Here is a 25,398-nt window from a genome sequence, read left to right on the forward strand (position 1 = left end):
TCATTGCCTGGATCACCGATCCGACAATCCTTGCGAGCCTTGTGACGCTGACGGTGCTGGAGATCGTTCTCGGCATCGACAATATCGTCTTCATCTCGGTCATCGTCGGCAAGCTGGCGCCCGAGCAGGCCCAGCGCGCCCGCCAGATCGGCCTCGCGCTGGCGCTGGTCTTCCGCATCGCGCTGCTCTCGGTGCTGTTCGTTCTCATCGGCCTGACGACGCCGCTGTTCGCCCTGTTCGGCCACGGCTTCTCCTTCCGCGACATCATCCTGCTCGCCGGCGGCCTGTTCCTGCTGGTCAAGGCGACGCAGGAGATCCACAAGGACGTCGAGGCGGCGGGCGAGGAGGAGGCGAACCTCGGCAAGGTCGCCGGCGCCGCGTTTAGCGCGATCATCGCGCAGATCGTCGTCATCGACGTGGTCTTCTCGATCGACTCGATCGTGACGGCCATCGGCATCGCCGAGCATGTCTCGGTGATGATCGTCGCCGTCATACTCGCGGTCGCCGTGATGTACGCCGCCTCGGGCACCATCGCCGCCTTCATCCACCGCCATCCGACGACGCGCATGCTGGCGCTGGCGTTCCTGCTGATGATCGGCTTCTCGCTGGTCGCCGACGGCCTCGGCTTCCACATCCCCCGCGGCTACCTGTATGCGGCGATGGCGTTCTCGACCGGCGTTGAGGCCCTCAACATCATCGCGCGCCGCAACCGGACGAAGAAGAACGGGCAAAGCTAGGCGTGAGCAAACTGTTCACGCCCGCCCGGCTGGTGATGCTGACGTTCTTCATCCAGTCGGCGGAGGTGAACAACTTCTATCCGCGCATTCCCGATCTGCAGGCGAAACTCGGGATCGGTCCTGCCGACCTGTCGCTGGCGCTGCTCGGCATTCCGATCGGCGGATTTATCGGCACGCTGCTGGTCGCGCGCCTGATCGAGAAGCTGACGCCGCGCCGCACGATCATGGGCGGGCTCGTCGCGTTCACGCTCTGCCAGTTCCTGCCCGGCTGGGCGTGGAACGTGCCGAGCCTTGCCGCGGTGCTGTTCCTGATGGGCGGGACGTATGTGGCCATCGACATTGCCACCAACGTCGAGGCGGCGCGCGTCCAGGACGACATCGGCCGCCGCATCATGTCGACCTGCCACGGCTTCTGGAGCCTCGGCCAGATACTCGGCATCGTCGCCGGGTTCCAGTTCGCGCAATACGCCATCGATACGCGCTGGCATTTGCTGATCACCGGCATCGTCGCCTTGCCTCTGGGCCTCTGGGTTGCGTGGGCTCTGCCGTCGCTGGACCGGAAGGCGCCGTTGACGCGCGCGCCGATCGTCAGCCTGCCGTCGAAGGCGATGGTCGGCCTTTGCATCTTCGCTTTTGGCGTGCTGCTCGCGGAACTGACGACGCGCAACTGGGGCGCGGTCTATCTCCGCGAGGTGATCGGCACGTCGCCCGGTATCGCGACCATCGCCTTCGGCTCGTTCTCCCTGTTCATGGCGATCGGCCGGCTTTCCGGCGACGCGCTGACCGATCGCTTCGGCCCGGTCGCGCTCGGCCGTTTCTGTGCGGTGATGGCGGTGCTCGGCGTGCTCGTGCTGCTCGGCGCCAACAATATCTACATCGCCACCCTCGGCTTCGCGTCGCTCGGCATCGGCGTGTCGCTGGGCTTCCCGCTGGCGGTGACGGCGGCCGCAGGGCTCGGCGACCGCGCGCCGGCGACCAACGTCGCGGCGCTGGCGGTCATCGCCTACATCGGATCGATCGTCGGCCCGCCGCTGGTCGGCTTCGTCGCTGAGGGCGCCGGGCTGCGCGTCGGACTTGCTGCGATCCTGCCGCTGATGATCCTCAGTGCGCTGTTTGCGGGCTCGCTGAAACGGCGCGCGGCGTCCTGAGGATCAGCGGCAGCGTGCCGAGGTAGACGGCGGCCGTGAACAGCCAGACGAGGCCGGGCAGCTTCGCCGACGACAGGAAATAGATCGACGAGAAGACCAGCGGCCCGAAGATCGAGGCGAGGCTGAGCAGCGAGCCGAGCACGCCCTGCAACTGGCCCTGCCGGTCGGCGCCGACGGTGTTGGTGAGCAGCGACTGCAGCGCCGGCAGACCGATGCCGCCCAGCGCAAACAGCGGCAGCAGCACGAACACCATCCAGCCCTGGGCGACGAAGGCGAGGAGCACCAGCCCGGCCGTCTCGCACGCCATGCCGGCCAGCAGCGACAGCCGCGGGCCGAGCCGCCCGGTGACCGAGCCGGTGAGCAGCGCCTGCGATCCGGCATGGAACACGCCGAAGCCGGCGAGCGACACGCCGATCATGAAGGTGTCCCAGCCGAAGCGGTCGTGGCCGTAGAGGGCCCAGATCGTGCCGTAGACCTGGCCGATGAAATTGAACAGGAAGTAGAGCGCCATCAGCGGCAGCAGCGCCTTGATGGTGAACGCCCAGCGCAGCGACGCGAACGGATTGAAGTTCGACAGCGTCACCGGCGTCCGCACGCCCTTGCGCGACTCCGGCAGCACGAACAGCGCCAGCGCGAAGTTGCCGGCGTTGAGGCACGCCGCGGCGATGAACGGCGCCCGCACCCAGACGTCTCCCAGCGCGCCGCCGATCAGCGGGCCCAGAATGAAGCCGATGCCGAAGCAGGCGTGCAGATAGCCGAAGCGACGCGCGCGTTCGTCTTCCGGCGTGATGTCGGCGAGGTAGGCCGTGGCGACGGCGAAGTTGGCGCTGGTCAGCCCGGCGATGGCGCGGCCGACGAACAGGAACCAGAGCGCGGGCGCAAACGCCATGATCAGATAGTCGATCGCAGCGCCGGCGAGCGAGACGAGCAGCACCGGCCGCCGGCCGTAGCGGTCCGACAGCATTCCGAGCACCGGCGAGAAGACGAACTGCATCAGCGCGTAGATCGCCAGCAGCACGCCGTAGAGCGTCGCGACCTGCGGCGAGTGGGTGACGTCGGCGATGAGGCTCGGCAGGATCGGGAAGATCAGACCGATGCCGATGGCGTCGATCGTGACGGCGGCGAGGATGACAGTGAGGGCGTTGCGCATGGGGGTGTGTGGGTAGCGGCTAGGCGAACCCAATACAACCCGACGCGTCGCGATCATGTCAGGAGAGCGGCCCCCTCAGTCGGCTTCGCCGACAGCTCCCCCGTAAACGGGGGAGCACCGGAGGCGCGGATTGGTCCTCCCCCGCACAGCGGGGGAGGGGGACCATGCGAAGCATGGTGGAGGGGGCGCCGCCACATCGATTTCGGCCCTCACCACAAAGGCGGAGAGGCGGCACCGGCCGCGAGAGAAATGAAACTGGCTTGGACCGCTACGCCGCGACCCGCGCCGCCTCGACGGTCTCGACAAACCGGATGTGCGGCGGTGCGATGCCGAAGCGGGCCAGCGTCTTGCGTACCGCGGGCGTCGTCGCGGCGAACACTACGGCGATGTTGCGCGCGTTGGCCTTGGCGACGAATGATTCCAGCATTGCGATCGCGGTTGAGTCGATCATCGGCACGGCGCCGAGGTCGAGAATGTAGGCGCGCGGCGTGTCGCCGATATTGTCGAGCACGGTCGCCAGTTTCTGCGTCGCGCCGAAGAAGAACGGGCCGTTGATGCGATAGACGATGGTGTGCGTGTCGCCGGCCGGCGCCAGCGCTTCGTCGCGCTCCTCGAGGCGACGCTCCTCGATCTCGACCGCGTTCGCCATGCGGTGCATGAACATCAGCGCGGCGAGCGCGACCCCGGCTTCGATGGCGACGGTAAGGTCGACCAGCACGGTCAGCACGAACGTCACCAGCAGCACGACGCGGTCGCCCCACGAGGCGCTCACCATGATCGTGCGGATGTGCCCGAACTCGCCGATGTTCCAGGCGACGAAGGCGAGGATCGCGGCGAGCGCCGCCAGCGGCACGTAGGACAGCACCGGCGCCGCGGCGAGCACGACGATGAGCAGGAACACCGCATGCAGGATGCCGGCGATCGGCGACTTGGCGCCGGCGCGGATGTTGGTGGCGGTGCGCGCGATGGCGCCGGTGGCCGGCAGGCCGGCGAACAGCGACGAGGCGATGTTGGCGACGCCCTGCGCGATCAGCTCGACGTTGGAGCGGTGGCGCCGGCCGGTCATGCCGTCGGCGACGACGGCGGAAAGGAGAGACTCGATGCCGGCGAGCAGTGCGATGGTGACGGCGTCGGGCAGCACCTCGCGGATCTTGGCGAGGTCGATGGGCGGCAGCACCGGCACCGGCAATTCACGCGGGATGCCGCCGAAGGCCGAGCCGATGGTCGGCACGTCGAGGCCGAACACGACGGCGGCGCCGCCGCCGATGATGAGCGCGATCAGGAAGCCGGGCCACTTCGGCCGGTAGATGCGGACGGCGATGATGATGGCGAGCGACAGCGCCGCGACGCCGACCGCCGCAAAGTTGGTCTGCGGCAACGCGGCGCCGAGCGCCGCGATCTTGGGGATGAAGTCGCCGGGGAGCGCCACCGACAGCCCGAGCAGATCCTTGATCTGCGAAACGAAGATCGACACCGCGATGCCGGCGGTGAAGCCGGTGACCACAGGGTAGGGGATGTACTTGATGAAGGTGCCGAGGCGCAGTGCGCCGACGACGACGAGGATGACGCCGGCGATCAGCGTCGCCAGCAGCAGCCCCTCGTAGCCGTGCCGCGCGATGGTGGCGAAGACCACGACGATGAACGCCGCCGTCGGCCCGCCGACCTGGAAGCGGGAGCCGCCCAGCGCCGAGATCAGGAAGCCGGCGACGATGGCCGTGACCAGCCCATGCGCCGGCGTCGCACCGGAGGCGATGCCGATAGCCATCGACAGCGGCAGGGCGACGACGGCGACGGTGAGCCCGGCGATGACGTCGCGGCCGAAATCCGCCGCGCTGTAGCCCTCACGGAAGGTGCTGATCAGCTTCGGCGTGAACAGATCGGACGGGGCGACCGGGCGGGGCGCCGGTAGAGTAGGGGAGGACATGCGGCTTGCAGTCCGGCGAGGGGGAGACGTAGGAATGCGACCCGGCCGCTGATTTGGCAAGCGCGGCCACGCGTTAGCGGCGAAGAGTCACGGATCATGGCTTACGTTATTCGTATTTCCCGCACCGGCGGGCCGGAAGTCCTGGAATGGGTAGAAATTCCTACGCGGTCGCCGGCCGCCGGCGAGGCGCTGGTCCGCCACACCGCGATCGGCCTGAACTTCATCGACATGTACCAGCGCAGCGGCCTCTACAAGCTGCCGCTGCCGGCAACCATGGGCAACGAGGGCGTCGGCATCGTCGAAGCCGTCGGCGCCGGCGTCACCGTGGTGAAGGTCGGCGACCGCGTCGCCTATCAGGGCTCGGTCGGCGCCTATGCCGAGGTGCGCACGATCCCCGCCGAGAAACTGGTCGTTGTGCCGAAGGGCATCGACGACCGCGTCGCTGCCGCGGCGTTCCTCAAGGGCGTCACCGCGTATTATCTGCTCCACCGCACCTTCAAGGTCGGGAAGGGCAACACGATTCTCTGGCACGCGGCCGCCGGCGGCGTCGGCCAGATCGCCTGCCAGTGGGCGAAGGCACTGGGCGCCACCGTCATCGGCACGGTCGGCAGCGACGACAAGATGGCGCTTGCCAGGGCCAACGGCTGCGACCACGTCCTCAACTATCGCACCGAGGATTATGTCGCGCGCGTCAAGGAGATCACCGGCGGCATCGGCGTCGATGTTGCCTATGACTCGATCGGCGCCGACACTTTCCCGGCGACGCTCGACTGCGTGCGGCTGATCGGCACGTGGGTTACCTTCGGCAACGCGTCGGGTCCGGTGCCGGCGTTTCCCGCCGATCCTGCTGATGCAGAAGGGCTCGCTGTTCGCGACGCGGCCGACCACGGGGCACTACCTCGGCAAGCGTGCCGACCTCGAGCAGGCCACCGCGGCGCTGTTCGCGGTGATCGCCGAAGGCACGGTGAAGGTCGCGATCGGGCAGACGTTCGCGCTCAAGGATGCGGTCGAGGCGCACCGGGCGCTGGAAAGCAGAAAGACGACCGGGGCGACGGTGTTGATTCCCTGATCTCCGCTTCCCCCGCGAAGGCGGGGGCCCGGGTGCCTGTACGTGAGCCCTGGCGGTCCGAAGGCGCTGTGCCTCCTGGGTCCCCGCCTTCGCGGGAAAAGCGGAGTTGGGTTGGGCGACGCACTTCCGTGTTCTCCCATTCCTTCGGCGCGGCCGAAGGCCTCGACCGGAGGATCAAGGGACGCGGGCCCAATGGCGATGACTTTGCGGAGGCGGGTCCTCCGGTCGGCGCTTCGCGCCGCCGAAGGATGACAGTGGAGGGGAGGACGGGGCTTTTCCCCAGCCCATGATCAAAACCGCGCCACGGTGCGCCGAAAAATAGCGTTGAACAGCAAATAGGCATAATCCATTGTGACAACTTGGGTTCTGCTGAAATGCGCGACGCGGCGGCGCTGCCGGCCCGAACCGGCGGGACGCGCGCATGGAAACGAAGGCTCTATGGGACGCCTGACGACGCATGTTCTGGATACCGCCTCCGGCAAGCCGGCGGCGGGCGTGGTGATCGAGTTGTTCCGCATCGGCGGCGGCGCCGAGCCGGTGACGGTCGCGACCACCAACGTCGATGGCCGCGTCGACCGCCCATTGCTCGAGGGCGATGCCTTCGCCGCCGGCGTCTATGAGCTCCGCTTCCATGCCGGCGACTATCTCCGTCGCGCCGGCGCGAAACTCGCTGAGCCCGCGTTCCTTGACGTCGTGCCCATCCGCTTCGGCATCGCCGCGGCGGCCGATCATTATCATGTGCCGCTGCTGCTCTCGCCGTACGGCTATTCGACCTACCGGGGTAGCTGAGTAGATGCGTCCCACGATCCGATTCATCCGCCGCGGCCGCCTGGTCGAACTGGTCGACGTTCCGCCGACCATGATGCTGCTCGACTATCTGCGTGAGAACGAAGGCTCGACCGGGACGAAGGAAGGCTGCGGCGAGGGCGACTGCGGCGCCTGCACGATCGCGCTCGGCCGCCTGCGCAACGGCAAGCTGACCTACGAGGCGGTGAACTCGTGCATCCAGTTGCTTGGCCAGGTCGACGGCACCGAGGTCGTCACGGTCGAGGATCTCGTGCAGGCCGGCGGCACGCTCCACCCGATCCAGTTGGCGATGGTCGAGAACCACGCCTCGCAGTGCGGCTTCTGCACGCCAGGCTTCGTCATGTCGCTGTTCACGCTTTACCAGTCGACCGACGGGCCGGTGTCGCGCCAGGAAATCAACGACACCATCGCCGGCAACCTTTGCCGCTGCACCGGCTATCGCCCGATCGTCGACGCGGCGCTCGCCGCCTGCGCCGAGCCGCGCAAGGATCGCTTCCGCACCGGCGCCGGCGACATGATGGGCGTGCTGCAGTTTCTCTCCGACGGCGAGGACGTGTTCGTCGGCGACGACGAGACGTTCTTCGCCGCGCCCGCCTCGCTGGATTCGCTCTCCGCGCTCTACCTCAAGCACCCCGATGCGGTGATCGTCGCCGGCGCCACCGACGTCGGGCTGTGGATCACCAAGCAGCTCCGCGACATCCCGAAGGTGATCCACATCGGCAAGGTGGCGAACTTCGACGGCGTCGAGGACACCGGCCACGAGATCATCATCGGCGCCGGCGCGACCTACGCGCAGGCCGGGCCGTATCTTTCCAAGATCGATCCCGACGTAGCCGAGCTGCTGCGCCGCCTTGGCTCCACGCAGGTGCGCGCCTCGGGCACCGTCGGCGGCAACGTCGCCAACGGCTCGCCGATCGGCGACACGCCGCCGATGCTGATCGCGCTCGATGCCAAGCTGGAACTGCGCAAGGGGCGGCAGGTGCGCTCCATGCCGGTCGAGGAATTCTACATCGAGTACGGCAAGCAGAAGCGCGAGCCGGGCGAGCTCGTCACGGCGATCACCGTGCCGCGGCTCGATCCGAACCATATCTTCCGCTGCTACAAGGTCACCAAGCGGTTCGACCAGGACATCTCGGCCGTCATGGCGGCATTCCGCTTCGCCGTGAACGCCGACGGCCTGATCACCGACTGCCGGCTGGCCTACGGCGGCATGGCCGGCGTGCCGAAGCGCGCCTCGAACGCCGAGGCCGCGCTGACCGGCCAGCAGCTCCGCGACTCCAAGGCGTGGGCACGCGCCTTCGCCGCGCTTCGCGACGACTTCAAGCCGCTCGACGATCACCGCGCCTCGTCGCGCTACCGCATGGAGACGGCGCACTCGCTGCTCGGCAAGGCCCTGATCGAGGCCGCCGGCACGGCCACCACGCGCACCCGCGTCGTCGGCCAGCGCGAGAGGGTGGACGCCAATGCCGGCTGACACGCCGAACAGCGGGGCCACGTCGCCGCCGGTGCAGGTCGGCGCCGAACGCTTCGCCATCGTCCGCCAGCCGTATGCCCACGACAGCGCGGTCAAGCACGTCACCGGCACCGCGCTCTACATCGACGATATCCTTGAGCCGGTCGGCACGCTGCATGTCGCCTGCGGCTATGCTCCGATCGCCGCAGGCCGCGTCACCGCCATCGACCTCGAGGCGACCAAGACGTCGGCCGGCGTCGTGACGGTGCTGACCGCCGCCGATATCCCCGGCAAGAACGACGTCAGCCCGAAGGACATCGGCGACGATCCGCTGATCGCCGTCGATAAGGTCAACTTCTACGGCCAGGTGCTGTTCGCCGTCGTCGCCGACACACGCGACCAGGCGCGGCGCGCGGTCAAGAAGGCGCGCATCTCGACGGCGCCGACCATGCCGGTCATCGACGTCGACGATGCGCTGGTCTCCGACACCAAGGTGCTGCCCGACTACGTCTTCGAGCGCGGCGAACCGGCCGAGGAGATGACGCGCTCGCCGCGCCAGATCACCGGCGAGTTCCGCATCGGCGGGCAGGAGCATTTCTATCTCGAAGGCCAGGTTGCGCTCGCCATCCCCGGCGAGGACGGCGACATGTTCGTCCATTCCTCGACCCAGCACCCGACCGAGGTGCAGCACGTCGTGGCCCACGTGCTGGGCCTGCACGACAACGCCGTCACCGTCGAGATCAGGCGCATGGGCGGCGGCTTCGGCGGCAAGGAAAGCCAGGCCTCGCAGTGGGCGGGCCTCGCCGCGCTCGCCGCCTGGAAGACCGGCCATCCGTGCAAGCTGCGGCTCGACCGCGACGACGACATGATCATGACCGGCAAGCGCCACGACTTCCGGGTCGATTACGCCGCCGGCGTGTCGCGCGACGGCGCCCTGCGCTCCGTCGACGTGACGCTATCGGCGCGCTGCGGCCACTCCGAGGACCTGTCGCTGGGCGTCGTCGATCGCACGATGTTCCACGCCGACAATTCCTACTACTACCCGGCGTGCAAGATCCTGACGCGCCGGATGCGCACCAACACGGTATCCAACACCGCCTTCCGCGGCTTCGGCGGGCCGCAGGGCATGCTGTTCGCCGAGCGCATGATGGATCACATCGCCTATGTCACCGGGCGCGATCCGCTCGACGTGCGCAAGGCCAATTTCTACGGCGGCGTCGGCCGCGACCGCACGCCTTACGGCATGCGCGTCGAGGACAATATCCTGCACGAACTGGTCGCCGATCTCGAGATGACCTCGAGCTATCGCGAGCGCCGGCAGGAGATCACCGACTTCAACGCGACGAGCCCGATCCTCAAGAAGGGCATCGCGCTGACGCCGGTCAAATTCGGCATCTCGTTCACGCTCATCCAGTTGAACCAGCCGGAGCGCTGGTGCACCTCTACCGCGACGGCTCGATCAGCCTGAACCACGGCGGCACCGAGATGGGGCAGGGCCTCTACGTCAAGGTAGCGCAGGTCGTCGCCGAGGAATTCGGCGTGCCGCTCGACATGGTCAAGATCACCGCGACAACACCGGCAAGGTGCCCAACACCTCGCCGACCGCGGCCTCCGCCGGCACCGACCTCAACGCCTACGCCGCGCTCAACGCCTGCAAGCAGATCAAGGACCGGCTCTACACCTTCATCGAGGAGAATGGAACGTCACGCGCGAGCGCGTCGAATTCTCCAACGGCAACGTGCTTATCGGCAACCAGACCATGAGCCTCGGCGAATTGGCGACTGCCGCCTACGTCAACCGCATCCAGTTGTCCGCCGCCGGCTTTTACAAGACGCCTAAGATCGTGTGGGACCGCGAGAAGGTGAGCGGCCGGCCGTTCTATTATTTTGCCTACGGCGCCTCGTGCTCCGAGGTCACCGTCGACACCATGACCGGCGAGATGAAGGTGAACCGCGTCGACATCCTTCATGACGTCGGCAAGAGCCTCAACCCGGCGATCGACATCGGCCAGATCGAGGGCGGCTTCGTGCAGGGCATGGGCTGGCTGACCACCGAGGAACTGGTCTGGGATTCGGCCGGGCGGCTGCGCACCCACGCGCCCTCGACCTACAAGATCCCGACCTCGGCCGACGTGCCGGCCGATTTTCCGCGTGGCGCTGTTTGAATCGGGCGGCAACCGCGAGAAGAATCGATCTACCGTTCCAAGGCCGTCGGCGAGCCGCCGCTGATGCTGCCGATCTCGGTCTTCTCCGCCATCAACGACGCCATCTGTAGCCTCAAGCCCGCCGTCATGCCGCGCCTCGACGCGCCGGCGACGCCCGAGGCGATCATGCGCGCCATCCGCCCGGCCGGGGTCGAGACATGACCGCCATCTGGCGTCAGGTGCTGGACGGGATCGACCGGCACGGCCGCCTGGCGATGGTCACCATCGCCGCCAAGCGCGGCTCCTCGCCGCGCGACGCCGGCGCCCGCATGATCGTGTTCCCCGACGCGACCTTCACCGGCACGATCGGCGGCGGCACGCTGGAATGGAAGGCGATCGCGATGGCGCAATCGGCACTCGCCAACCCGAACGCCGCCAAGGCCGAGACGCGCGGCTTCGCGCTGGGGCCGGAGCTCGGTCAATGCTGCGGCGGCAACGTCGAGCTGGTGCTGGAACTGATCGAGCGCGAGCGGCGCGACGAGGTGAAGGCGCTGGCCGAGAAGGAGGCGACCGGCAACCTGACGACGCGCGGCCGGCTCATCTCGGATCGCGGCGTCATCCGCGAGATTATCGAGCAGGACGAGCTGGCGCCCGGCGCCGCCGCCTACACCGGCGGCGTCCTGACCGAAGGCTTCGGCGATGAGCGCCGGCCGCTCTATCTTTTCGGCGCCGGCCACGTCGGCCGCGCCCTGATCCTGGCGTTGGCGCCGCTGCCCTTCCGCGTGACATGGATCGACCCACGCCCGGATTCGTTCCCAGCCTACGTCCCGGCCAACGTCACGACCGTGCAGGCCGACGACCCGGCTGCGGTGCTGGCGGCGGCGCCCGACGGCGCCTTCGTGCTGGCGATGACCCACAGCCATCCGCTCGATCTTGCGGTCGCCGCGGTCGGCCTTGCCGACCCGCGTTTCCCCTACGTCGGCGTCATCGGGTCCAAGACCAAGCGCGCCCGCTTCACCCGCCAGCTCGCCGAAGCTGGCATCCCGCGTGCAAGGGTGGACGAGATGGTCTGCCCGATCGGCGCCTCGGCGGTGCACTCCAAGCTGCCGGCGGTGATCGCGGCAACGACCGTGGTCGAGCTGCTCGAGCGCGACGAGGCCTTGAAGGCGGGGGAAATGCCGATGGCGGGGCGGGCGTAGATGGCGGAGGCGCAGCCGCTCGCGGCGTTCACCCGGCTCCCCGGCGAGCCGACGCTGGAAGCCATTGGTATCACGAAGGATTTCGCCACGCTTCGGGCCAACGACTCGATCAACTTCTCGATCAAGCCGGGTGAGATCCATGCCCTGCTCGGCGAGAACGGCGCCGGCAAATCTACGCTGGTGAAGATTCTCTACGGCTCGCTGCAGCCGACCGGCGGCTCCGTCCGCTGGAAGGGCAAGGCCGTCACCATCCCCAACCCGGCCGCGGCGCGCCAGCTCGGCATCGGCATGGTGTTCCAGCATTTCTCGCTGTTCGACGCGCTGACCGTCGCCGAGAACATTGCGCTGGCGCTCTCCGGCGATACCAAGCTCGCCGACCTCAAGAAGAAGATCGCGACCGTCTCCGCCGACTACGGCCTGCCGCTCAATCCGGATTCCGTCGTCGCCGACCTGTCGGTCGGCGAGCGCCAGCGCGTCGAGATCGTGCGCTGCCTGCTGCAGGAGCCGGAACTGATCATCATGGACGAGCCGACCTCGGTGCTGACGCCGCAGGAGGCCGACGACCTGTTCGTCGTGCTGCGCCGCCTGTCGTCCGAGGGCGTCTCCGTTCTCTACATCTCGCATCGGCTGGAAGAGGTGCGCGCCATCTGCCACCACGCCACAATCCTGCGCCACGGCAAGGTCGTCGCCGAGTGCGACCCGCAGAAGGAGACCGCCGCGCGGCTGGCCTCGCTGATGGTCGGTGCCGAGGTCCGCCACCTGACCGCGCCGCCGCAGGCCAACGCCGACGCGCCCGTGCGCCTCGCCATAACCGAGCTGTCGCTGCCCAAGGCGCACGCGTTCGCCGTCGGCCTCTACAACATTTCGCTGGCGGTCAAAGGCGGCGAGATCGTCTCGATCGCCGGCGTCGCCGGCAACGGCCAGGACGAACTGTTCGACGCGCTCTCCGGCGAGCGCTTCGCCGACCGTCCCGGCGCCATCGTCATCGACGGCCAGCCGGTCGGTCGCCGCCATGTCAACGTGCGGCGCAAGCTGAACGCCGCCTTCGTGCCCGAGGAGCGCCTCGGCCACGGCGCCGTGCCGCGCATGCCGCTGTCGCAGAACGTCGTGCTGACCCGCCACGGCACCGGCGAGGGGCTGGTCAAGTCGACCATCGTCAACTTCGGCGGCGCCCGCGACATCGTCGACCGCGTCACCGCCACCTTCGACGTGCGCAAGGGCACCGTCGATCCGGACGCCGGCTCGCTCTCCGGCGGCAACCTGCAGAAATTCGTCGTCGGCCGCGAGTTCGACCGCAAGCCCGGCGTCTTCGTCGTCTGCCAGCCGACGTGGGGCGTTGACGCCGGCGCCGCGGCGACCATCCGCCAGTCGCTGATCGACCTCGCCCGCTCGGGCTCGGCAGTGCTGGTCATCAGCCAGGACCTCGACGAGATCCTCGAGATATCCGACCGCGTCGCGGTCATCTCCAAGGGCCACCTGTCGCCGGCCCACGCGGCGCACGGCATCACGCGCGAGGAGATCGGCCTGCTCATGGGCGGCTCGCACCAGCATCCGGACGGGGAAGCGCATGGCAATTGAGCTGATCAGGCGGCCGGAACGGTCGAAAGTCCTGGCGCTGACTTCGCCGCTTATTGCGCTCGGCCTGGCCATCCTCGTCGGCGGCGTCATCTTCGCGCTGATTGGGTTGAACCCGGCCGACGCGCTTTACACCTACTTCATCCAGCCGCTGACGCAGCTCTGGTCGATCAAGGACCTGATCGTAAAGATGACGCCGATGCTGCTGATCGCGGTCGGCCTCGCCATCTGCTACCTGTCCAACAACTGGAACATCGGCGCCGAAGGGCAGCTCGCCGTAGGCGCGATCTTTGGCTCGGCGATAGCAATCTACTTCCCGGACACCGGCGGCCCGGCCATCGTCCTCGCAATGGTCCTGCTCGGCATACTCGGCGGCATGGCCTGGGCCGCAATTCCGGCGCTGCTCAAGGTGCGCTTCGGGACCAATGAGATCCTCACCAGCCTGATGCTGGTCTATATCGCCCAGTACCTGCTCGACTGGCTGGCCCGCTCACCCTGGCGCGATCCGAACGGGCATAATTTCCCGAACAGCCGGCCGTTCAGCCCCGACCAGGTGCTGCCCAACGTCTTCGGCCTGCGGCTGAATTTCTATATCGCCATAGTCGTTGCGATAGCGGCGTGGTTCATGCTGCGCCGGACGCTGACCGGTTTTCAGATTCGCGTACTTGGCCAGGCACCGCGCGCCGGCGCCTTCGCCGGCTTCAGTCAGAACCGGATGACGCTGCTGGCGTTTCTGATCTCGGGCGGCCTCGCCGGGCTCGCCGGCATCTCGGAGGTCATGGGTCCGCTCGGCCAGCTCAAGATCAGCATCTCGCCGGGCTACGGCTTCACGGCGATCATCGTTGCATTTCTGGGGCGTCTCAACCCGCTCGGCATCATTGCCGCCGCATTCGTGCTCGCGCTGTCGCTGGTCGGCGGCCAGGCGGTGCAAATCAAGTTCCACGTCTCGTCGCAGTTCGCGAGCGTCTTCCAGGGCGTGCTGATGTTTCTGGTGCTGACCACGGACACGCTGATTTTCTACCGCATTCGCTGGGTGCGGCGTCGGGCGCCGGCCGTTGTTGCGACGGAGGCGACGCATGGGCGCGGCTGAGATCACCGGCATCCTGCTCACAATCGTCACCGCGTCGATGCCGTTGTTGCTGGCCGGCATGGGCGAACTGGTGACCGAGCGTTCCGGCGTTCTCAATCTCGGCGTCGAGGGCATGATGGTTGTGGGCGCTGTGGTCGGCTTCGTCGCCGGCAACCTGACCGGCGTTCCGGTCATCGGCGTCCTCGCCGGGATTCTCGCCGGCATGGGCATGGCGACCATATTCGCGGTCGCGACGCTCATATTCGTCACCAACCAGGTCGCTTCCGGTTTGGCGCTTACGATCATGGGGCTCGGCCTCGCCGCACTGATCGGCGACCGCTTCGTCAGCGTGCCTGGACTGGGACTGGAGCGGCTGCAGATCCCCGTGCTGGGCGATATACCGATAGTCGGGCCGCTGATCTTCGGCGAAGACCCGCTTGTCTACTTCGCCGTGCTGCTGACGGTCGCGGTCTCGTGGTTCCTGTTCCGCACGCGCGCGGGGCTCGTGCTCCGCGCGATTGGCGATAACCACGGTTCGGCACATGCGCTGGGCTATCCCGTCATCAGGGTGCGCTTTCTGGCCGTGCTTTTCGGCGGAGCCTGCGCCGGGCTTGCGGGCGCCTACCTGTCCATCGTCTACACGCCGCAGTGGGTCCCTAACATGACCGCCGGACGCGGCTGGATCGCGTTGGCGCTGGTCGTGTTCGGCACCTGGCTGCCGTTCCGGGTGGCCATCGGCGCCTTGCTTTTCGGCGCGGTTGGCATCCTGCAACTCAATGCTCAGGGCTACGGCATCACGCTGCCATCGCAGTTTCTCACCATGTTGCCTTACGTCGCGACGGTGGTGGTCTTGGTGATCATCTCGCGCAATCGTATGCTTCTGCGGTCCAATACGCCGGCGTGTCTGGGGCAGTCATTCGTGCCCGACCGATAGGGGATTCCGGCGCGTTTCTTGCTTTGTTTCTGCCATTGTTGAATTCGTAGGGAAGAACAAGGAGAATCCTACATGCGTAAACTGTTAGCTGCCGCAGCACTGGCGAGTGGCTTCGTGTTGGCCACGGGGGCCGCGCAAGCTGCCGACCCGCTGAAGGTGTGCTTCGCGTACGTCGGGCCGCACAACGACGGCGGTTACAGCCAGCAGCACGACGTCGGCCGCCAGGCCATCGCCAAGGAGTTCGGCGACAAGGTCGACGCGTCGACCTACCTCGAGAACGTGCCCGAGGCAGATGCCGAAGGCCCGATCCGCGGCCTCGCGCAGAACGGCTGCAAGCTGATCTTCACGACGTCCTTCGGCTTCATGGACGCCACGATCAAGGTTGCCGGCGAATTCCCGGACGTGAAGTTCGAGCACGCCACCGGCTTCAAGGTCGCCGACAACGTCTCGACCTACAACACCCGCTGGTACGAAGGCCGCTACGTGATGGGCCAGATCGCCGCCAAGGTGTCCAAGAAGGGTCTCGCCGGATACGTCGTGCCGGTCTGGATTCCGGAAGTCGTCATGGGCATGGACGCCTTCATGCTCGGCGCGCAGTCGGTGAATCCTGCCTTCAAGATCAAGTTCATCGCTACCGGATCGTGGTTCGATCCCGGCAAAGAAGCCGATGCGGCGAACACGCTGATCAACCAGGGCGCCGACGTCATCGTCCAGCACACCGACTCGCCCGCGCCGATGCAGGCGGCCGAGAAGGCCGGCGTCTTCGGCATGGGCCAAGCTGCCGACATGTCGGCGTTCGGCCCGAAGGCGCACCTTGCCTCGCTGCTCGACACCTGGGCGCCGTACTACATTCAGCGCACAAAGGATGTGCTCGACGGCACCTGGAAGTCGCAGCAGGTTTGGGAAGGGCTGAAGGAGGGCCTGCTCGAAGTCGGCCCGCTGACCAACATGCCTGACGACGTCAAGGCGGCTGCCGAAGACTCGATCGCCAAGATCAAGTCGGGCGAGTTGCAGCCGTTCAAGGGCCCGATCACCTGGCAGGACGGCTCGGTGACGCAGGCCGACGGCAGCGTTGTTCCGGACGGCGATCTGCTCGGCCTGAACAAGTTCGTGAAGGGCTTCGACGATCCGGTTCCGCAATAGGCGGCGCCTGATCTCACGAAATCGGCGGGCGCGCTTCCGGAAAGGGGCGCGCCCGTTTCGTGAAGGGGGCAGGGGGCTGATGTCCGACTTCGCCGTCGAGTGGCTGAACCTCGCTTTCCGCTGGGCCCACATGGTGGTGGGCATCGGCTGGATCGGCACGTCGTTCTATTTCATCGCCCTCGATCTATCGCTGAAGAAGCGCGAGAACATGCGCCCCGGTGTCTACGGCACCGCCTGGGAAGTGCACGGCGGCGGCTTCTATCAGGTCGAGAAATATCTGGTCGCGCCGCCGGAATTGCCGCCCGATCTCATCTGGTACAAGTGGGAAGCCTACCTGACGTGGATGACCGGCTTCGGCCTGCTCATCCTGCAATATTACTGGCACGCCGACGTCTTCCTGATCGACAAGTCGGTGCTGCCGATGCTGCCGATCCAGGCGATCTTCCTGTCGGTGGTAGCGCTGGCGCTCGGCTGGGTGATCTACGACCGGCTGTGCAAGTCGGCGATCGGCAACGCCACCACGATCCTCGCCGTCGCTGTCTTCGTCCTCATCCTGATCGCCGCGTGGATCTTCACGCACATCTTCTCCGGCCGCGGCGCGCTCATCCATGTCGGTGCCTTCATCGGCACGATCATGGCGTTCAACGTCTTCGGCATCATCATCCCGAACCAGCGCAAGATCGTCGCCTCGCTGATGAAGGGCGAGGCGCCGGACCCGCGGCTGGGCGCCATCGGCAAGCAGCGCAGCGTGCACAACAACTACCTGACGCTGCCCGTGCTGCTGATGATGGTGAGCAACCACTATCCGATGCTGACCTCCAACTCGCAGCCGTGGCTGGTCGTCGCGCTGATCATCGTCGTCGGCGCCTCGGTCCGCCATTTCCTCAACCGCCACGACGCGCACGACCCGTTCAGCAAGATCGCGTGGACGCTGCCGGTAGCGGCCGTGGCACTCGGCCTCGCCATCTGGCTGACGGCGCCGCGCACCGATCCGGCGATGGCCGGCATGAGCGTGGGCGAGGCCGAGGTCGTGGCGATAATCGACAAGCACTGCACCATGTGCCACGCCGCCCACCCGACCCATCAGGGCTTCGACGCGCCGCCGAAGGACGTGATCCTCACTAGCGTCGAGGAAATCCGCCGCCATGCCGCGCAGATCATGGTCCAGGCCGTCAACGGCACGACCATGCCGCTCGGCAACGAGACCGGCATGACGGCCGAGGAACGCCGCCAGCTTGGCGCCTTCCTCACGAACCGATAGAAGGTCCGCCACCCGAAGGATTCTGGCGGCCATGGCCGATTTCCCGATCTCGCTGCACGACGTCAACCAGCTCGACGAGGACGAATTCGTCGATGCGTTCGGCGACGTCGCCGAGCACGCGCCGTGGGTCGCCGCCGAGGCCGCCGACCGGCGCCCCTTCCATTCGCGCGACGGTATGATCAGCGCGTTCGCCGATGCCGTCACCCACGCCGACAAGGCGCGCCAGCGCGCGCTGCTGCTCGCCCATCCCGATCTCGCCGGCCGCGCCGCCATCGCCGGCGACCTGACGCACGCCTCGAAGAGGGAGCAGGCCGGCGCCGGCCTCGACAAGCTGACACCGGAAGAATTCCGCCGCTTCACCGCAATGAACGCCGAGTACCGCGACCGCCACGGCATCCCGTTCATCTTCGCGGTGCGCGGGGCGACCAAGCACGACATCCTCAAGGGCTTCGCCGACCGCGTCGGCAACGATCCCGACGTCGAGTTCAGGACCGCGCTGGAGCAGGTGGCGCGCATCGTCCGCTTCCGCCTGGAAGATCGGGTCCTCGGATGAGCGACACCAAACGGCTCGGCGAGCGCGCCGAAGCGATGATCGAGGCGCTGGCGACGATCAGCGCCGACGAGGGCCGCCTGACGCGGCTCTACCTGACGCCGGAGCACAAGCGCGCCGCGATGCTGGTCGGCGAATGGATGCGCCGCGCCGACCTCGCCGTCCGCATGGATGCCGTCGGCACGATGCACGGCCTCCGGGCGGCGGGTAAGGATGGCCCGCGCGCGAAGAAGCGCCTGCTGCTCGGTTCGCACATCGACACGGTCGTCGACGGCGGCAAGTACGACGGCAACCTCGGCGTCATTGCCGCGATCATCGCGGCGGAGGAACTTAGCCTCCGCGGCGTCGCGCTGCCCTTCGAGCTGGAGGTCCTGGCCTTTGGCGACGAGGAGGGCGTGCGCTATCCGAAGACGCTGATCTCGTCGTCGACCATCGCCGGCATCGTAGGTCCCAGTGTCCTCGACATGAAGGACGAGCAGGGAATGACCATGCGCGACGCGCTCGCCGAATTCGGCGCGGACGCATCGCACCTTGCCGCCGAGGCGTACCTCCGCGCCAACGTCATCGGCTACCTCGAGGTGCACATCGAGCAGGGCCCGGTGCTCGATCAATCGAACGAGCCGCTGGCGGTCGTGTCGGCGATCGCCAGCCAGGGCCGCTACCGCCTGCAGATGCACGGCGAGGCCGGCCACGCCGGCACGGTGCCGATGGCGATCCGCCACGATGCGCTGGCCGGCGCCGCCGAAGTCATCGCGCTCGCCGAGGACGTCGCGCGGAAGGGCGCCAAGGCCGGCCTCGTCGCCACCGTCGGCGAGATCAAGGTCGCCCCGGGCGCCAGCAACGTCATCCCCGGCAAGGCCGACTTCTCCCTCGACGTCCGCGCATCGGACGACGCCACACGCGCCGCAGCCGCGACCGACATCCGCCAGCGCGCCCGCCAGATCGGCGCCCGCCGCGGCCTCGTCTTCGGCATGGAGACGGTGCACGAGAAGCCGGTCGCGACCTGCGCCCCGCGCCTCAAGCGCGCCATCGCCACGGCGATAACATCGGTCACCGGCAAGCCGCCGCGCGAGCTGATGTCCGGCGCCGGCCACGACGGCCAGGCGATGATCCGCCTCACCGACATCGGCATGATCTTCGTTCGCTGCCGCGCCGGCATCAGTCACAATCCGCTGGAATATGCTTCGCCGGAGGATATGGGATTGGCGGTCGAGGCATTGGTGCGGACGATCGCGGGGATAGCCGCAGAAGTTGCGTAATCCGCGGCGCGGCGCTATATGACTGGTCAAAGTGACCGGTCAAAATGCGCAAACTTCAAGCTTCCGACGCCAAGGCCCATTTCACCCAGCTTCTCGACGACGTTGAGGGCGGTGAGACCGTCGTCATCACGCGCCATGGCAAGCCTGTCGCACGTCTCATGCCTGAACGGACGGGGCGCGACGACGAGGTCGAACAGGCGATGGCGGCGATCGAAGCCATCCGCAAACGGGCGAAGCCCGCGACCAGGAAAGAAATTCGCGACTGGATCAACGAAGGCCGCGAGTAACGTGCCATTCGTCCTGGATGCATCCATCACGGCTGCCTGGTTTCTGGACGAGGCGGACGAGCAAGCGTCGGTTGCCTGGGAAACGTTGCGAGCAGACTCCGCTTCCGTGCCGTCGATCTGGTGGCACGAGATCCGCAACGCCCTCCTGATGGCCGAGCGGCGCAAACGACTGAGCCGGACCGATGTTGATGAGGCCTGGGCCAGGCTGCGCCTGCTGCGCATTAAGATCGACGAGCAACCCAAGGACGATGAAACGCGTTCGTTGGCGCGCCGTCACGCGTTGACGTTCTACGGCGCCGCGTACCTTGAGCTTGCACTGCGGCTCCACTATCCACTCGCAACGGCCGGCCGGGCCCTTGGCAAGGCAGCGCGCTCCGAACACGTGAAGCTCATCGGATAGACACCCATGACCATCCGCGAAACCATCGACGCCAACTGGCGGCGCGAGGTTGATTTCCTGAAGGCGCTGGTGCGCGTGCCGAGCGACAATCCGCCCGGCGACTGCGGCCGTGCGGCCGAGGTCGCGGCGCAGGAGCTGCAGGCGCTGGGTTTCGCGGTCGAGCGCCATCCCGTGCCGGCGGCGCTGGTAGCCGCTAACGGGATGAAGAGCGCCACCAACCTCATCGTGCGGAAGTCGTTCGGCACGGGGCAGGGACCGGTGATCGCGCTCAACGCGCACGGCGACGTGGTCCCGCCCGGCGAAGGCTGGACGGTCGATCCCTACGGCGCCGTCGAGAAGGATGGCGCGCTGTACGGCCGCGGCGTCGCGGTGTCGAAATCGGATTTCGCCACGTATGCCTTCGCGCTGCTGGCGCTGGAGAACAACAGCTCCGGCCTCAATGGCGCGATAGAGCTCCACCTCACCTATGACGAGGAGGCCGGCGGCATGATCGGCCCGAAGTGGCTGATCGATCAGGGCCTGACCAGGGCGACGCTCGTGATCTCCGCCGGCTTCGCCTACGCCATCACCACCGCCCACAACGGCGTCCTCCATCTCGAGGTCACCGTGCGCGGCAAGCAGGCGCACGCGGCGATGCCGGCGACCGGTGCCGATGCGCTGGAGGCGAGCGTGCCGGTGCTGGCCGCGATCTACGCCGAGCGCCGGCGTCTCGCCGGCATCGTCAGCCGGGAGAAGGGCATCGGTTCGCCGCAGATCACGGTCGGCCTGATTTCCGGCGGCATCAACACCAACGTCGTGCCGGATCGGATCACGTTCCGCGTCGACCGGCGTATCGTGCCGGAGGAGAACGGCGTCGAGGTCGAGAGGGCGCTGGTCGCACTGATCGAGAACGCGCTGCCCAAGGGGCAGGGGACCACGGTGGAGTGCCGGCGCATCATGCTCGCCGAGCCGCTGCGCCCGCTGCCCGGCGTCGATCGCATGGTGGGGGTCATCCAGCGGCGAGCCAAGGAAGTGATGGGCATCGACGTCGCCGCCACCGGGGTGCCGCTCTACACCGACGCGCGCCACTATGCGGCGGCAGGCATCCCGACCGTATTGTACGGTGCCGGACCGAGGTCGATCCTCGAGGCGAACGCGCACGGGGCCGACGAGCACCTGCAATTGTCCGACCTACGCGCGGCCACCGAAGTGATCGCCTTCACACTCGCAGATCTTCTCGCCGGTATATAAGCTCGCCCCACGAGACCGTTCAGACGCCATTCAGCCTGCCGTCGCCACTTTCGCGCGACAGGCCGAGCCTGCGCCCGGGGGCGCTTCGTCTGGCTGCGGCCCCATGAGACGGGAGGAATTCTCATGCGTGCTTCGACGGCGTTTGCGGCTATCCGGAATCTTGGGCTCGCGCTGGCGGCGGCCGCACTTGCCGGCACTACCATGGCAGCGGCCCAGGAGGCCATCGTCAAGCCGGGCTACGCCGTCGTCACCGGCTTTGCCGGCACGATGCAGAACCAGCCGCCCGACGGCGCCGATCCGGTCGATTATCTCACCATCAACACGCAGGGCATCTCGGCCGAGGTCGATGACCTGACGGCGCTCGGGCCGCAAGGCACGCTGTCCACCGTCACCAAGACATTCACCGTCAACCCGAGCCAGGTCGGCCAGGTCTTTGGCGTCACGCTCGATCGCGCCAAGGCGCCGAACATCTATCTTGCCGCGACCTCGGCCTACGGCCTGTCGATCTTCACGCCCGACGAGACCGGCGCGCCGAAGCGCATCGCTGAAGGCGCGAGCGGCGCGCAGTTCGTGCCCGGCCAGTTCGGCCCGCCGGAAATCGGCGGCGGCCCCGGCTCCATCTGGCGCGTCGACGGCGTCACCGGCGACGTCACGCTGCTCACCACCATCGACGGCGGCGTCGGCAGCGTCGCTGCCCTGGGCGCGCTCGCATTCGATCCGGCAACCTCGCAGATATTCGCCGCCGAGCGCGGCACCGGCATCGTCTATCGCATCGGTCTCGACGGCACGATCAACGGCACCTACGACCACGGCACCGAGGGCCGCCCGTCGGCCGGCCTGCCGCCGATCGCGATGGTGCCGACGACGCCGGTCAACATCGAGGATCCGTCCTTCGACACCGGCAACCCGTCGACCTGGGGCATCGCCGCGCCGGCGCGGCGGGTCTTCGGCCTCGGCGTCTACAACAAGCGCCTCTACTACGCCGTCGCGCAGGGGCCGCAGGTCTGGTCGGTCGGCATCAACCCGACCGGCACTCTTTCCGGTGCTCGCCATGAGGTCGACGTTCCCTCGCTGGCCGATGGCATCGAGATCGCGTCGATCGCGTTTGACGGCGCCGGCCGCATGTATCTCGGGGAGCGCGGCGCCACCGCCGGCGACTACGCGCTGACCGAGCTTGCCAACGAGGCCGCGAGCCGCACGCTCCGCTTCGTGCCGAAGCCGCCGGGCGATCCGTCGCCCGGCCTCTGGCGCCTGGCGCCCGATGTCTATTCCGTCGGCCTGCCGCCGGCTTACGCCAACGCCAACGGCGGTGTCGCGCTGAACTACGGCTACGACCAGAACGGCCGGATCAACCTCAAGGCTTGCGGCGCCACGCTGTGGTCGACCGGCGAGCGCCTGCTCGATCCGGGCGACGGCTCGACCGGGTTCCCCACGGTCGAGGGCCTGCAAGGCAACTCGACGTCCCTGTTCCAGCCGCAGAATACCCCGCCGACGCAGTCGTGGTTCGTCGACTACGACGACCAGGCCGGCGACCCGTCGCTCCGCGGCTACCTCGGCGCCATCGCCACCATCCAGTGCGCCGGCGCCCCGTCGCCACCACCGCCGCCGGTCTGCCCGACCAACATGCGGCTGCAGAATGGCGTGTGCATCCCGATCTGCCCGCCCGGCCAGAATCTGCGCAACGGCCAGTGCCAGTTGCCGCCGTGCGTCAAGCCGACGGTGCGCCAGCAGAGCGGCGCGTGCGGCTGCCCGAACCCGAACGATGTGCTCTCCCGCGACGGCAAGCGCTGCGTCCCGCCGCAGAAGCCGTGCGACCTGCGCACCAACGATATCGTCAACGGCAAGTGCGTGCCGCAGTGCCCGAACGACTGGGTCCGCACGGGCAAGAACGGCAAGTGCGAGCCGCCGAAGAAGCCGTGCGACCTGCGGCTCAACGATGTCTACAACGGCAAGTGCGTTCCCAAGTGCCCGCAGGGCCAGCAGCACACCGGCCCAACGGGCGTGTGCCTGCCGCCGGCAGTTGCCTGCAACCTGCAGACTCAGGAATTCTACAAGGGCCAGTGCGTCGACAAGTGCATTCCGCCGAAGACGCGCCAGCCGAATGGCACGTGCGGGATCAGGATCATCGGACCGATCTTCCCGCTCTGTAACCTGACCACGCACGAGATCGTCGGTGGCAACTGCGTCGTGAAGTGCAAGGCACCGTCGGTCCGCCTGCCGAACGGCAACTGCAGTGTCGTCTTCCAGCCGATCGGCCCGATCCAGGTTCTTCCGGTGCAACCGTTGAGCTGCAATGCAGGCGAGGAAATCTACAAGGGTGCGTGCGTGCCGAAGTGCACGCCGCCGAACGTGCGGCTGAAGAACGGCTCCTGCGGCCTGCAGGTGTTGGTTCCGCAGTTTCCGCTGCAGAACCTGCAGATCAAGCCGTAGCGCGGTGGGCGGCAAAGTCGAACGCGAAGGGGAGGGAGGAGACACACCCCTCCCCAAAACGCCTACGGCGTTTTGACCCTCCCACAAGGGGAGGGTTCACCCCTGCGGCACGACCCGAACTCCGCTTGTTTGAGCCCTCCCCTTGTGGGAGGGCCAACCGCAAAGCGGTTTGGGGAGGGGTGTCTCTCACCGAGAGCCGCCGCCCCCGCTACGCCACCGACCCGTACAGATCGTAAGCATCCGCCCGCTCGATCTTCGCGGTGACAATGTCGCCGACGCGGATCGGCAGGCGGCCAGTGAGATGCACGGCACCGTCGATCTCCGGCGCGTCCCACACCGAGCGGCCCTTGGCGGCCTTGCCGTTGGACTCGTCGACGATCACCCGCACGCGCTGGCCGACGCGCTTCTGCTGGTTGCGCGCGCTTATCTTCTGCTGCACCTGCATCAGCCGGTGCCAGCGTTCGGTCTTCACCTCATCCGGCACCGGATTGGCCAATGCATTGGCCGGGGCGCCGGCGACCGGCTCGAACTTGAAGCAGCCGACGCGGTCGAGCTTCGCTTCCTCGAGCCAGTCGAGCAGCATCTGGAAATCTTCGCCGGTCTCGCCGGGGAAGCCGACGATGAACGTCGAGCGGATGGCAAGGTCGGGCGCGATCGCGCGCCAGGCGCGGATGCGGTCGAGCGTCTTTTCCTGGTGCGCCGGCCGCTTCATCGCCTTCAGCACCGCGGGGCTGGCGTGCTGGAAGGGAATGTCGAGGTAGGGCAGCACCTTGCCCTCGGCCATCAGCGGGATGACCTCATCGACGTGCGGGTAGGGATAGACGTAGTGCAGCCGCACCCAGGCGCCGAGGTTGCCGAGCTCCTGCGTCAGGTCGAGGAATTTGGCCCGCACTTCGCGATCCTGGAACTTGCTGGTCGCGTATTTCACGTCGGTGCCGTAGGCGCTGGTGTCCTGCGAGATCACCAGCAGTTCCTTGACGCCGGCCTTCACCAGCCGCTCCGCCTCGCGCAGCACGTCGCCGGCCGGCCGCGAGACGAGATCGCCGCGCAGCTTCGGGATGATGCAGAACGAGCAGCGGTGATTGCAGCCTTCCGAAATTTTCAGATACGCGTAGTGGCGCGGCGTCAGCTTGATGCCCTGCGGCGGCACCAGATCGACGAAGGGATCGTGCGACGGCGGCACCGCGGTATGCACCGCGGCGATGACGCTGGCGTACTGCTGCGGGCCGGTGATCGACAGCACGTCGGGGAAGCGGTCGCGGATCTGCTCGGGCTCGGCGCCCATGCAGCCGGTGACGATGACGCGGCCGTTCTCCTTCATCGCGACACCGATGGCTTCGAGCGACTCGGCCTTGGCGGAATCGAGGAAGCCGCAGGTGTTGACCACCACCACGTCGGCGCCCTCGTGCTTCCTGCCTACCTCGTAGCCTTCCGAGCGCAGGTGCGTGAGGATGCGCTCGGAATCGACCAGCGCCTTGGGGCAGCCGAGGCTGACGAATGAGATGACCGGCGCGGGCTTGTTCATGGATGTCGGGGGTTCGAGGCGGCGCTTATCTGGAGACAAGGCGATTCCTTGTCAACCGCGGTGCCGGAGGGGTAGACAAGCGGGGCGGGGAGGGCGGCGCACATT

At 67.5% G+C, this 25,398-nt stretch carries 19 protein-coding genes and 2 pseudogenes; 18 read left to right on the forward strand and 3 right to left on the reverse strand.

What is annotated here, in order from left to right:
- The first annotated feature begins 2 nt into the window (after window positions 1-2).
- Window positions 3-737, forward strand: coding sequence for a TerC family protein (locus WDM94_08895; protein MEJ0012732.1), 735 nt, complete (start codon window positions 3-5; stop codon window positions 735-737).
- A 2-nt stretch (window positions 738-739) separates the two neighbouring features.
- Window positions 740-1,885, forward strand: coding sequence for an MFS transporter (locus WDM94_08900; protein ID MEJ0012733.1), 1,146 nt, complete (start codon window positions 740-742; stop codon window positions 1,883-1,885).
- On the opposite strand, the gene tet is transcribed toward WDM94_08900, so the two are convergent.
- Entirely contained in the window at window positions 1,839-3,035 is a 1,197-nt protein-coding gene (tet, locus tag WDM94_08905; protein MEJ0012734.1) for a Tet(A)/Tet(B)/Tet(C) family tetracycline efflux MFS transporter, read from the reverse strand. The two genes, WDM94_08900 and tet, sit on opposite strands and share 47 nt — an antisense overlap.
- A 268-nt stretch (window positions 3,036-3,303) precedes the next feature.
- Window positions 3,304-4,959 (reverse strand): SulP family inorganic anion transporter, encoded by a 1,656-nt coding sequence (locus WDM94_08910; protein MEJ0012735.1) that lies wholly within the window; start codon window positions 4,957-4,959, stop codon window positions 3,304-3,306.
- A 96-nt stretch (window positions 4,960-5,055) separates the two neighbouring features.
- On the opposite strand from WDM94_08910, the pseudogene WDM94_08915 reads away from it, so the two are divergent.
- The 16 genes and pseudogenes from WDM94_08915 to WDM94_08990 all read left to right on the forward strand — a co-directional run bounded on the left by WDM94_08915 (window position 5,056) and on the right by WDM94_08990 (window position 23,768).
- A pseudogene (locus WDM94_08915) lies at window positions 5,056-6,028 on the forward strand (quinone oxidoreductase).
- Between the two features lie 438 nt (window positions 6,029-6,466).
- Window positions 6,467-6,817 (forward strand): hydroxyisourate hydrolase, encoded by a 351-nt coding sequence (gene uraH, locus WDM94_08920; protein MEJ0012736.1) that lies wholly within the window; start codon window positions 6,467-6,469, stop codon window positions 6,815-6,817.
- A gap of 4 nt (window positions 6,818-6,821) precedes the next feature.
- Window positions 6,822-8,309: a xanthine dehydrogenase small subunit gene (gene xdhA, locus WDM94_08925; protein ID MEJ0012737.1), complete on the forward strand. Its 1,488-nt coding sequence runs from the start codon at window positions 6,822-6,824 to the stop codon at window positions 8,307-8,309.
- Window positions 8,299-10,653: pseudogene (gene xdhB / locus WDM94_08930) on the forward strand (xanthine dehydrogenase molybdopterin binding subunit). Before xdhA ends, xdhB begins: the two are co-directional and overlap by 11 nt.
- Window positions 10,650-11,630, forward strand: a complete 981-nt coding sequence (gene xdhC, locus WDM94_08935) for a xanthine dehydrogenase accessory protein XdhC (protein MEJ0012738.1) — start codon at window positions 10,650-10,652, stop codon at window positions 11,628-11,630. Before xdhB ends, xdhC begins: the two are co-directional and overlap by 4 nt.
- Window positions 11,631-13,208 carry an ABC transporter ATP-binding protein gene (locus WDM94_08940; GenBank protein ID MEJ0012739.1) on the forward strand — a complete coding sequence of 526 codons (1,578 nt, stop codon included), beginning with the start codon at window positions 11,631-11,633 and terminating at the stop codon, window positions 13,206-13,208.
- On the forward strand, window positions 13,198-14,295 hold the full coding sequence (locus WDM94_08945; GenBank protein ID MEJ0012740.1) for an ABC transporter permease: 1,098 nt from the start codon (window positions 13,198-13,200) through the stop codon (window positions 14,293-14,295). Before WDM94_08940 ends, WDM94_08945 begins: the two co-directional genes overlap by 11 nt.
- Window positions 14,282-15,208 carry an ABC transporter permease gene (locus tag WDM94_08950; protein ID MEJ0012741.1) on the forward strand — a complete coding sequence of 309 codons (927 nt, stop codon included), beginning with the start codon at window positions 14,282-14,284 and terminating at the stop codon, window positions 15,206-15,208. The genes WDM94_08945 and WDM94_08950 overlap by 14 nt, the downstream gene beginning before the upstream one ends.
- A gap of 72 nt (window positions 15,209-15,280) precedes the next feature.
- Window positions 15,281-16,351: a BMP family ABC transporter substrate-binding protein gene (locus WDM94_08955; GenBank protein ID MEJ0012742.1), complete on the forward strand. Its 1,071-nt coding sequence runs from the start codon at window positions 15,281-15,283 to the stop codon at window positions 16,349-16,351.
- A 79-nt stretch (window positions 16,352-16,430) separates the two neighbouring features.
- On the forward strand, window positions 16,431-17,612 hold the full coding sequence (locus tag WDM94_08960; GenBank protein ID MEJ0012743.1) for a urate hydroxylase PuuD: 1,182 nt from the start codon (window positions 16,431-16,433) through the stop codon (window positions 17,610-17,612).
- A gap of 31 nt (window positions 17,613-17,643) precedes the next feature.
- The gene (gene uraD / locus WDM94_08965) at window positions 17,644-18,165 is read left to right on the forward strand and encodes a 2-oxo-4-hydroxy-4-carboxy-5-ureidoimidazoline decarboxylase (GenBank protein MEJ0012744.1); all 522 of its coding nucleotides are present in this window, start codon (window positions 17,644-17,646) and stop codon (window positions 18,163-18,165) included.
- A complete protein-coding gene (locus WDM94_08970) occupies window positions 18,162-19,421 on the forward strand; it encodes a M20 family metallo-hydrolase (protein ID MEJ0012745.1) in 1,260 nt (419 codons plus the stop codon). The genes uraD and WDM94_08970 overlap by 4 nt, the downstream gene beginning before the upstream one ends.
- 44 nt (window positions 19,422-19,465) lie before the next feature.
- Entirely contained in the window at window positions 19,466-19,708 is a 243-nt protein-coding gene (locus tag WDM94_08975) for a type II toxin-antitoxin system Phd/YefM family antitoxin (protein MEJ0012746.1), read from the forward strand.
- A 1-nt stretch (window position 19,709) separates the two neighbouring features.
- Window positions 19,710-20,108 (forward strand): type II toxin-antitoxin system VapC family toxin, encoded by a 399-nt coding sequence (locus tag WDM94_08980; GenBank protein ID MEJ0012747.1) that lies wholly within the window; start codon window positions 19,710-19,712, stop codon window positions 20,106-20,108.
- Window positions 20,109-20,114: 6 nt separating this feature from the next.
- Entirely contained in the window at window positions 20,115-21,338 is a 1,224-nt protein-coding gene (locus WDM94_08985; GenBank protein MEJ0012748.1) for an ArgE/DapE family deacylase, read from the forward strand.
- Between the two features lie 201 nt (window positions 21,339-21,539).
- On the forward strand, window positions 21,540-23,768 hold the full coding sequence (locus WDM94_08990) for a hypothetical protein (protein ID MEJ0012749.1): 2,229 nt from the start codon (window positions 21,540-21,542) through the stop codon (window positions 23,766-23,768).
- Between the two features lie 208 nt (window positions 23,769-23,976).
- On the opposite strand, the gene rimO is transcribed toward WDM94_08990, so the two are convergent.
- Window positions 23,977-25,293: a 30S ribosomal protein S12 methylthiotransferase RimO gene (gene rimO / locus WDM94_08995; GenBank protein ID MEJ0012750.1), complete on the reverse strand. Its 1,317-nt coding sequence runs from the start codon at window positions 25,291-25,293 to the stop codon at window positions 23,977-23,979.
- Between the last annotated feature and the right edge of the window lie 105 nt (window positions 25,294-25,398).

This window comes from Bauldia sp., assembly GCA_037200845.1.
GTDB lineage: Bacteria > Pseudomonadota > Alphaproteobacteria > Rhizobiales > Kaistiaceae > DASZQY01.